This is a genomic window from Photorhabdus heterorhabditis, assembly GCF_018448905.1.
Taxonomy (GTDB): domain Bacteria; phylum Pseudomonadota; class Gammaproteobacteria; order Enterobacterales; family Enterobacteriaceae; genus Photorhabdus; species Photorhabdus heterorhabditis.
Window position 1 is genome coordinate 102,883 of the sequence record NZ_RCWA01000005.1, and the last position, 10,677, is coordinate 113,559.

The following is a 10,677-nucleotide window of genomic DNA, read 5'->3' on the forward strand; positions in this document are numbered from 1 at the left end:
GTGCCCAATTATATTCAATTTCCCCGGTATCAATGAGCTATCAGGTACTTGCCCGTAAGTGGCGCCCACAAATATTCTCTAATGTGATTGGTCAGGAACATGTTCTGACTGCGTTAGCTAATGGTCTTGCCCATGGCCGGCTTCATCATGCTTATTTGTTTTCTGGCACCAGAGGAGTTGGAAAAACAACGATTGCCCGCTTGTTTGCCAAGGGGTTGAATTGTGAAACAGGTATTACTGATAAGCCTTGTGGTAAATGTGCTAATTGTCTTGAAATCGAGCAAGGACGGTTTGTCGATCTGATTGAGATTGATGCTGCTTCTCGTACCAAAGTTGAAGATACGCGTGAACTGTTGGATAACGTGCAATATGCTCCAACTCGAGGGCGTTTTAAAGTCTATCTGATTGATGAAGTGCATATGCTTTCTCGGCACAGCTTCAATGCATTATTGAAGACGTTGGAAGAGCCGCCTGAGCACGTGAAATTTTTACTGGCAACGACTGATCCACAAAAATTGCCAGTGACCATTCTTTCTCGTTGTTTACAGTTCCATCTCAAAGCGCTGGATGTCGCTCAAATAAGCGATCAGCTTGAGCATATTCTTAAAGCTGAACATCTAGAGAGTGACAGTCGTGCTCGTCAGCTTTTGGCTCGTGCTGCTGATGGCAGTATGCGTGATGCCTTAAGCCTGACAGATCAGGCTATTGCTATGGGACAAGGACAGGTGACGGCTGAAATAGTCAGCCGGATGTTGGGAACGTTGGATGATGAACAGTCTCTATCAATAATTGAAGCATTGGTCCGAGCTGACGGTCAACAGGTTATGGCATTGGTGGAGCAAGTTGGTTTACGGGGTTCTGACTGGGAAAATTTGTTGGTGGATATTCTTTCATTGCTGCATCGTATTGCAATGATCCAATTATTACCTTCGCAATCAGAGATCGCCCCTTCTTCAATTGACGGTCGTTTGCGGCTATTAGCAAAGGCTATCTCACCGGAAGATTTGCAACTTTATTATCAAACTTTACTGATTGGTCGTAGAGATCTGGCATATGCACCAGAACGCAGAATGGGCGTTGAAATGGCTTTGCTCAGGGCTTTGGCATTTCATCCAAAAACAGTCATAGAAGAGGTTTCTGTACCGATGGTACAACCCGCGGTTATGCCATCCACCACAGCACAGCTGCAACATGACCACCAGAAGAGCATTCCTTCTACTAATCATGTTAGTGAATTGGTACAGATGGATAAAACTTCCCAGACAGAGCCTCAGATACCTCAGGCACTTGTATCAAGCCCGACCGCGCAACTACTAAAAGCAAGGAATGCGTTATCTCGGCAACAAGAGCAAACGCCACCAAAAAAGTCTGAACCGGCTACGTCTATTAAGACAAGGTCGGCGCCCTCGGCACTGGAACGGATTGCCGCAGTGTCTGGGCAACAACTTCAATCATCGGTAGTCAAAACTCAGGAAAACAAGCCTGAGAAAAAAGAAGCTTACCGTTGGCGTGCTAAGAATGTTGAGAAAAAACCAGAAACTTATGTGGCTACGCCAAAGGCTTTAAGAACAGCGTTGGAACATGAGAAAACACCAGAGCTGGCAGAGAAATTAGCGGAAGAATCCAAACAAAGAGATGCATGGGCAGCAGAAGTTGATAAACTTAAAATTCCTAAGCTGGTGCAACAATTAGCATTAAATGCGTTCAAAGAGCAGGTTAGTGGTAATCAGATCTGTTTACACTTGCGTTCGAGCCAGCGTCACCTTAATTCCGCTTTTGCACAAAAGTCATTAACGGAAGCATTAAGCGAGTTGTATGGTGTAACGATTGAATTCAGCATTATTGAAGATGATAATCCGGCGGAGAAAACCCCGTTGGAGTGGCGACAAGCCATTTATGAAGAGAAGTTGGCACAAGCTCGCCAATCAATTATTGCGGATAAAACTATTCAGACATTAAGGCAAGTATTTGATGCTGAATTGGATGAAGAGAGTATCCGGCCGGTCTAACCGCTGCAATCTGTACCTGTTGTACGATGTAGCCATAGCGAAGAGAGAAAACTATGTTTGGTAAAGGTGGTTTGGGCAATTTGATGAAACAGGCCCAGCAAATGCAGGACAAAATGCAGAAAATGCAGGAAGAGATTGCCAATTTGGAAGTGACTGGTGAATCTGGTGCAGGTTTGGTTAAAGTGACCATTAACGGCGCTCATAATTGCCGTCGTGTTGAAATCGATCCAAGCCTGATGGAAGACGACAAAGAGATGTTAGAAGATCTCATTGCTGCGGCATTCAATGACGCAGCTCGTCGCATCGAAGAAACTCAGAAAGAGAAAATGGCAAGCGTTTCTAGCGGAATGCAACTGCCACCAGGTTTTAAGATGCCATTCTGATGCAAACTAGTCCTCTCCTTGAATCCTTGATGGAAGCATTGCGCTGTTTGCCAGGGGTTGGTCCTAAATCTGCGCAGCGGATGGCTTTTCATTTGCTACAGCGTGATCGCAGTGGTGGAATGCGTTTGGCTCAGGCATTAACAAGAGCAATGTCGGAAATTGGACACTGTAAATATTGCCGAACCTTTACTGAGCAGGAGCAATGTACTATTTGTGCCAACTCACGCCGTCAGCAAAATGGTCAAATTTGTGTGGTTGAAAGCCCAGCGGATATTCATGCCATTGAGCAAACTGGTCAGTTTGCGGGGCGCTACTTTGTGTTGATGGGGCACCTATCTCCGTTGGATGGTATTGGTCCGATGGATATTGGGTTGGATCGCCTTGAGGAACGTCTCTCCACTGAAGTGATTTCAGAGGTCATTCTGGCGACCAATCCGACAGTAGAAGGAGAGGCAACTGCTAATTATATTGCAGAGATGTGCGCTCAGTACGGGGTAACTGCAAGCCGTATCGCTCATGGTGTACCGGTTGGTGGTGAACTCGAAATGGTAGATGGCACAACTTTGTCGCATTCACTTGCTGGGCGGCAGAAGATTACTTATTAATTTTCTGCCAATGCCTTATGGTTTTGTCTGACTGGAAAAATATTGTTGCGTAGCCTGTTATAGATCAAACCGTGAAGATTTTGAGACGCTGCATTTATGCAGCGTATGGCTATAATTTATTTAAATATTTAACTTATTCACCCTATTTTACATTCTTTTGAATAACCTAACTTGAAATTCAGTTTATTTATCCCCATTTGAACTTCATCGTCTGATTTTATCTGTCTGAACTGGATTTAGATTGAGGTAACAAATGAGTATGAAAGGTCAGGAAACCCGTGGATTTCAGTCTGAAGTAAAGCAACTTCTGCAATTAATGATCCATTCACTCTATTCTAATAAAGAGATTTTTCTTCGTGAGCTAATCTCAAACGCTTCCGATGCTGCTGACAAATTACGTTTCCGCGCATTATCTGCCCCAGATCTTTATGAAAATGATGGTGAATTGCGTGTTCGCCTCTCTTTTGATAAAGAAAAGAGAATTATTACGATTAGTGATAATGGCATTGGTATGACCCGTGATGAAGTAATTGATAATCTTGGGACTATCGCTAAATCAGGAACAAAAGCTTTCCTGGAGTCTATTGGGTCCGATCAGGCGAAAGACAGCCAGCTAATTGGTCAATTTGGTGTTGGTTTTTACTCTGCATTTATTGTGTCGGATAAAGTCACTGTACGTACTCGTGCTGCTGGTGCTTCAACCGATCAAGGGGTATTCTGGGAATCGGTTGGTGAAGGCGATTACACTATCGCTGATATTGAAAAAGAAACTCGTGGTACAGAGATCACTCTTCATTTACGTGAAGGGGAAGATGAATTCCTGAATGACTGGCGTTTGCGTTCTGTTATCAGCAAATATTCTGACCATATCGCTCTTCCAGTTGAAATTGAAACTAAAAATAAGAGTGAAGAAGAAGGCGAAGAAGATACAGTAACTTGGGAAAAGATTAATAAAGCCCAAGCCTTGTGGACTCGTGGTAAGTCTGAAATTACAGATGAAGAATACAAAGAGTTCTACAAACATATCTCTCATGATTTTACTGATCCGATGATCTGGAGCCATAATCGTGTAGAAGGTAAACAGGAATATACCAGCATGCTCTATATTCCATCTCAGGCTCCGTGGGATATGTGGAACCGTGAGCATAAACACGGATTGAAACTGTATGTCCAACGCGTGTTTATTATGGATGATGCAGAACAGTTCATGCCAAACTATTTGCGCTTTGTTCGTGGTCTGATTGATTCCAATGATTTGCCGCTGAATGTTTCCCGTGAAATTCTGCAAGACAATTCTATTACCCGTAATTTGCGTAATGCACTGACCAAACGTGCATTACAGATGCTGGATAAATTGTCAAAAGATGATGCAGAAAAATACCAGCAATTCTGGCAACAGTTCGGTTTGGTGATGAAAGAAGGTCCGGCAGAAGATAATACTAACAAAGAAGTTATTGCTAAATTGTTACGTTTTGCTTCTACCCATAATGACAGTTCTGCGCAGACAGTTTCTCTGGAAGAATATGTTAGTAGGATGACGGAAGGTCAGGATAAAATCTACTACATCACTGCGGATAGTTATGCTGCGGCGAAAAACAGCCCTCACTTGGAACTGTTCCGTAAGAAAGGTATCGAAGTTCTGCTACTGTCAGATCGCATAGATGAATGGATGATGAGCTATCTTACTGAGTTTGATAGTAAAAAATTCCAGTCAGTCAGTAAGGCTGATGAATCTTTGAATAAACTGGCAGATGAAAACAAAGCTGAGCAGGAAGAAGCTGAAAAGCAACTAGAGCCATTTGTTGAACGTGTGAAAACATTGCTTGGCGATCGGATAAAAGAGGTCAAACTGACTTACCGTCTAACTGATACTCCGGCAATTGTAACAACAAACGCGGATGAAATGAGTACACAGATGGCGAAATTGTTTGCGGCGGCTGGTCAGCAGGTACCGGAAGTTAAATACAATTTTGAACTGAATCCTGATCATCAATTAGTAAAACTGGCGGCTGATATTAGTGATGAAACACAATTTGCTGATTGGGTCGAACTACTGTTCGATCAGGCATTATTTGCTGAGCGCGGCACATTGGAAGATCCAAATCAGTTTATCCGTCGTATGAATCAGCTATTACTATCTGAAAAAGCTTGATTTAGTTATATCCTGGTAACGATTGTAAACCACGCCTCTGGTAGTGAAATGGGGCGTGGTTTATTTTTTGCAGAAAAATATCACGAAATCGTTTACCTGTTTCCTTGAGCGAACCCCACTCCAAATGGTATGGTGATTCGTTTTCTTAAAATATAAAAACTAATTAGCAAGGGGATTTACGCAATGCGTATTATTTTGCTGGGCGCTCCGGGCGCCGGTAAAGGGACTCAGGCGCAATTTATCATGGAGAAATATGGGATCTCTCAAATTTCTACCGGTGATATGTTGCGTACTGCAGTTAAGGCTGGCACAGAATTGGGTTTACAAGCAAAAGAGCTGATGGATAATGGCAAGCTGGTTACCGATGAACTCGTCATTGCTTTGGTAAAAGAGCGCATCAAACAAGATGATTGCCGCAATGGATTCTTGTTGGATGGGTTCCCTCGAACTATTCCTCAGGCTGATGCAATGAAAGAAGCCGGTATTAATGTTGATTATGTTCTGGAATTCGATGTACCTGATGAGCTGATTATTGAACGTATCATTGGACGCCGTGTACATGCATTATCTGGGCGTGTTTATCATATCAAGTTTAATCCACCTGCAATGGAAAACAAAGATGATGTTACTGGTGAAGAACTGACTATCCGTAAAGATGATCACGAAGATATCGTGCGTAAACGTTTAGTTGAATATCATCAGCAGACTGCACCTTTGGTATCCTACTATCAGAAAGAAGCTGAGATAGGCAACACTGAATACTTCAAAATTGATGGTACTCGAAAGGTGTCTGAAGTTAGCGAAGAATTAACCAAAATTCTGATTAATCAAGCTGAGTGATTCTTAAAAGGCGGCTTTAAGCTGCCTTAATCTTATATTATTTCTTTACTATTTCAGCTGATTTTTATTTATTGTTCTCATGGATAAACACGATTTTCATCTGTATTTTATTATGTTAGGGTTCTCATCAGTGAAAACAATCGGAAGTCGGCATAATGAGCAAAAGTGATAAGTATGGCGTTTTATTAGTTAATCTTGGCACTCCTGATCAGCCGACAACTGCGGCTATAAAGCGTTACTTAGCCGAGTTTCTTAGTGATAAAAGAGTTGTAGATGTTTCCAAACTAATTTGGAAACCAATATTACATGGTGTTATTTTGCCTTTACGCTCCTCACGTGTGGCGAAGTTATATCAGAAAATCTGGACTGATAAAGGTTCTCCTCTGTTGGTATATAGCCGTCGTCAGCAGAAATTATTGGCAGAAAAATTAGTAGACACTCCTATTGAACTAGGAATGAGTTATGGCTCTCCATCTATTGAACAGGCGATTGACAATCTACTCAGGCAGAATGTTGAACAATTGATTGTTTTACCACTTTATCCCCAGTATTCTAGTTCCACATCTGCGGCTGTATTTGATGGTATTAGTCTAGCATTACAGAAATACCGCACTATTCCTGGAGTTCACTTTATTCGCAGTTATGCCGATCATCCGGCTTATATTTCTGCACTGAAGGAGACAATTGAGAAGAGTTTTTACGAGCATGGTCAACCGGATAGATTATTGCTTTCCTATCATAGTATTCCTCAACGTTTTGTTGATACTGGTGATATTTATGCGGAGCAATGTGAGTTAACAACACGATTGCTAAAGCAAACTATTAATTATCCAGCAGAGCAAGTCATGATGGTTTATCAATCTCGTTTTGGTCGAGAACCGTGGTTGATGCCATTCATGGATCAGACTATGAAATCCTTACCTGATCAGGGAATAAAACATATTCAGGTACTTTGTCCTGGTTTTTCATCTGATTGCCTAGAGACTCTTGAAGAGATAAAGCAGCAGAATCAGGAGATATTTCTTAATGCTGGTGGAGAGAAATTTGAATATATTCCGGCGCTTAACGACAATAGTCGTCATATTTTGTTGCTTGAGGCGTTAGTGAACAGGTTTGTCAGAGGTAGAGTTGAGTAGTAATGGAATTAATCTATCATTAGGGTTAATTGATTCTTTAATGGTATATTCCTACACAAGTGCCTATCTATCTGAACTGCCATACTTGGTTTTTTAGGATAAATGCAATTAACCATAGGGTTCAGTGGGATGATGTTTTGTAGAGTAATTAGTAACAGTCATATTTGAATTTGGATATAAATAATGATTAACAAACCGGTTAAAAGCACTAACTTCAATGAAGAATACTTTAATTATTACAATTCAAAACAAGACGATGAAATCGATTTGTTTGAGTTATTTTCTGTTTTATTTCAATCAAAATTATTGATTATTGCTGTTACTATCGTTTTTGCTGTTATTGGTTTTACTGTAGCATCTTTAATGCCTCAAAAATGGACTAGTTCAGCTTCAGTTATTCAACCTCAACTTGAAGAAATACAGCCACTTAAAAATCTCCTGACTACGTTAGAGGTTTTAAGTTTACAACCATCGGTAACTTCATCGTCGTTGTATCATAATTTTTTGAATAATTTTAATTCACGGGTTTTACAGGAAGAATATCTGATTAATACGGAGTATTTTAAAAATCTGGTAGCTAAATCAGATGATCATTCACCACTTGCAAAAAGAAAACTTATTGAAAAAATTTTAAATGATAATATTTCATCTTCTTCAAAAGTGGAAAAAGATGATGACAATGGTGAGGTTAAACTGGTTTTCAGTGCAGAGACAGCTGAAGATGCATATAACTTGCTAAATGGTTACATTAACTATGCATCGTCTGTTGTTCGTGACCAAGTGAAAAACGAATTGGGTGATATGGTTAAACAGAAGATTGCTTACTCTGATGGTTTATACCAAGTTGATTTAAACCGCGTGAGTAATATACAGAAAGCTAATGTTGAGCGACTGAAACATGCATTGTCCATTGCTAATTCAGCGGGAATTAAAAAACCTATTTCTAGTGAAGGAGCAATGATCAAAGACGATCCAGATTACTCTATTGCTTTAGGCTCTGATGCATTACAGCGTAAGTTAAAAATTACGGAAGAAATTAAAGATCCAGCCTCAATTGATGCTGATTTACGTAACCGTATGTTCTATATAAATGAACTTAAATCACTTAAAATAGATAAAGTTGACTTCCAACCGTTCAGATATATGCAGGCTCCTTATGAACCAACGGCGAAAGATTCGCCTAAGCGCCTGCTTATTTTGGTAGGCAGTGCTTTTATCGGCCTGATACTGTCTGTAATTTTCGTTATGATTCGTCACATGGTGCGTAGTCGTCAACAAGCGGCTTAATGTTCTCTGGCAGCAAGTGTCATTGTGTCATTGTGTCATTTGCTGCTTGTCTGTTTTTAGTGTGTTAGTATGCTGCATCTTTATGTCTCTATAGCATCAATCAAATATGAAATTCCCTGGTAAACGTAAATCAAAACACTATTTTCCTGTCAGCCTGCGTGATCCCTTACTCCAGCCAATTAAAGACATGATGGATAGTGAGAATAATCGGGCTTATATCGTTGGTATCGATCAGATATTAGTGGATATTGAAGCGAAAGTAGACGAAGGTTTTATCCGGCGTTATAACCTTAGCCAGGGACACTCATTAGTTATTGAAGATGATGTAGCTGAAACCTTGTATAAAGAACTTACTGATAATAATCTTATTAGCCACGAATTTGCTGGTGGTACTATCGGTAATACCCTCCATAATTACTCAGTTCTTGCCGATGATCGCTCCGTTTTACTGGGAGCTATGTGTAACAATATTCAGATTGGCAGCTATGCTTATCGCTATTTGTGTAATACCTCTAGCCGTACTGATCTAAATTACTTGCAAGGTGTGGATGGAGCAATTGGCCGCTGTTTTACTTTGGTAACAGAAAATGGTGAACGGACTTTTGCCATCAGTCCCGGACAAATGAATCAAATTAAGCCTGAGAGTATTCCCGAACAGATTATTGCTGAAGCTTCAGCATTAGTATTAACCGCTTATTTGGTTCGTTGCAAACCAGGAGAGCCAATGCCTGAAGCAACAATGAAAGCTATTGAATATGCGAAAAAGCATAGTGTTCCTGTCGTTCTGACTTTGGGGACAAAGTATGTTATTGCTGATGATCCACAATGGTGGCGTGATTTCTTGGCTGAGAATATTTCTGTTCTCGCAATGAATGAAGATGAAGCATATGAGCTTACTGGTTTCAGTGATCCGTTATTGGCTTCAGATATGGCACTAAATTGGGTAGATTTAGTTTTGTGTACTGCTGGCCCGGCTGGATTATATATGGCGGGTTATACCGAAGAAGATTATAAGCGCCAGACAACTCATCCATTGTTACCGGGGGCTATTGCTGAATTTAACCGTTATGAATTTAGCCGTGCTATGCGTAAATCTGATTGCCAGACGCCTATGAAGGTTTATTCTCATATTGAACCTTATATGGGTGGACCAGAAAAAATTATGAATACCAATGGTGCAGGTGATGGTGCTTTATCTGCTTTACTGCATGATATAACGGCTAACAACTATCACAGAATGAATGTGCCGAATTCCAGTAAGCATGCTCGTATTTACCTGACATATTCATCCCTTGCTCAGGTTTGTAAATATTCAAACAGAGTTAGCTATCAGGTATTGAGTCAGCATTCCCCACGATTAAGCCGTGGTTTGCCGGAAAAAGAAGATAGCCTGGAAGAATCTTACTGGGAAAGATAATTATTTAATAACATTAGTGAAATCCGCCGTAAACCCTGGCCCTATATCCGATAGGGTGGGGAACAGTCACAATGAATAAACCTATGGTGACAGTGATCCAAGAACCTACCCATATTACTGTGAGTGAGGCTTATCAGTAATCTGACGTGTTTGGAAGATGTGCGATTTGACTTATGCAGATATCTTCGATCATTTTAAAGTATCTTACAAGCGAATCCGTTGACACGAGTACCTCGGTAGATTTACACCGAGGTTTTTAAGCAGGTTTATTTGTGAACACAGGATGCGTTTACTTTTAGGGGCTGCCCAGCACAAGAAGGGGCTATCAATGTTCCAGCTGAAGAACTTGAGTGGCGTTTGTCAGAACTGCATAAAGAGCAAGAGGTTGTAGCTTATTGTCGTGGGTCATATTGTGTACTTTCCCTTAATGCGATGAAGATACTGCGATCAAAGGGGTTTCTTGCGCGGCGTTTGGAAGAGGGATTTCCAGCTTGGAAAGCAGCTGGGTTCGAGATACAGAATGACGGATAGGTAGATTCTTCGCGTTTACCTGCCTGTCATAGTACTGAATCCTGATGCACAGGATTCAGTGATTGGAAAGGTTAGTTTAGTGTTTCATTTTTTTAGGTAAAACAATGCTCCAAGCGCGGCTAGTAAATAAGCGCCACCGACAGTACCAAATTCCCAAGTACATGCTCGTGCCGGAATTTCCAGAGGATCTGGTTTCCAATTAAAGGTAAATTCAATATTCCTACAATGACAACTGTCGGAAATTAGCATGTGTACCTCCTCAGCTTTCGTGTCTTAACATTGAAACGATCAGGCCAAATATCGCATTGTCTGTTGTT

At 40.9% G+C, this 10,677-nt stretch carries 10 protein-coding genes; 9 read left to right on the forward strand and 1 reads right to left on the reverse strand.

Annotated elements, in window-relative coordinates; all coding sequences use genetic code 11:
* The first annotated feature begins 32 nt into the window (after positions 1-32).
* From dnaX to EAE89_RS04965, 9 genes are all read left to right on the forward strand, one after another.
* Positions 33-2,009, forward strand: coding sequence for a DNA polymerase III subunit gamma/tau (gene dnaX, locus EAE89_RS04925; RefSeq protein ID WP_214085456.1), 1,977 nt, complete (start codon positions 33-35; stop codon positions 2,007-2,009).
* Between the two features lie 53 nt (positions 2,010-2,062).
* Positions 2,063-2,392 carry a YbaB/EbfC family nucleoid-associated protein gene (locus EAE89_RS04930; RefSeq protein ID WP_021323842.1) on the forward strand — a complete coding sequence of 110 codons (330 nt, stop codon included), beginning with the start codon at positions 2,063-2,065 and terminating at the stop codon, positions 2,390-2,392.
* A complete protein-coding gene (gene recR / locus EAE89_RS04935; RefSeq protein ID WP_054477903.1) occupies positions 2,392-2,997 on the forward strand; it encodes a recombination mediator RecR in 606 nt (201 codons plus the stop codon). Before EAE89_RS04930 ends, recR begins: the two co-directional genes overlap by 1 nt.
* A gap of 259 nt (positions 2,998-3,256) precedes the next feature.
* Entirely contained in the window at positions 3,257-5,149 is a 1,893-nt protein-coding gene (gene htpG / locus EAE89_RS04940) for a molecular chaperone HtpG (RefSeq protein WP_200905760.1), read from the forward strand.
* A gap of 183 nt (positions 5,150-5,332) precedes the next feature.
* Positions 5,333-5,989, forward strand: a complete 657-nt coding sequence (gene adk, locus EAE89_RS04945; protein WP_054477906.1) for an adenylate kinase — start codon at positions 5,333-5,335, stop codon at positions 5,987-5,989.
* A gap of 155 nt (positions 5,990-6,144) precedes the next feature.
* Positions 6,145-7,125: a ferrochelatase gene (gene hemH, locus EAE89_RS04950; RefSeq protein ID WP_214085457.1), complete on the forward strand. Its 981-nt coding sequence runs from the start codon at positions 6,145-6,147 to the stop codon at positions 7,123-7,125.
* Positions 7,126-7,308: 183 nt separating this feature from the next.
* Entirely contained in the window at positions 7,309-8,412 is a 1,104-nt protein-coding gene (gene wzz(fepE), locus EAE89_RS04955) for an LPS O-antigen length regulator Wzz(fepE) (protein WP_054477910.1), read from the forward strand.
* A gap of 106 nt (positions 8,413-8,518) precedes the next feature.
* Positions 8,519-9,829 (forward strand): inosine/guanosine kinase, encoded by a 1,311-nt coding sequence (locus EAE89_RS04960; RefSeq protein WP_054477912.1) that lies wholly within the window; start codon positions 8,519-8,521, stop codon positions 9,827-9,829.
* A gap of 324 nt (positions 9,830-10,153) precedes the next feature.
* Entirely contained in the window at positions 10,154-10,360 is a 207-nt protein-coding gene (locus EAE89_RS04965; RefSeq protein WP_268794958.1) for a rhodanese-like domain-containing protein, read from the forward strand.
* 84 nt (positions 10,361-10,444) lie between these two features.
* On the opposite strand, the gene EAE89_RS04970 is transcribed toward EAE89_RS04965, so the two are convergent.
* Positions 10,445-10,609, reverse strand: a complete 165-nt coding sequence (locus EAE89_RS04970; RefSeq protein WP_161804221.1) for a hypothetical protein — start codon at positions 10,607-10,609, stop codon at positions 10,445-10,447.
* Positions 10,610-10,677 lie beyond the last annotated feature (68 nt).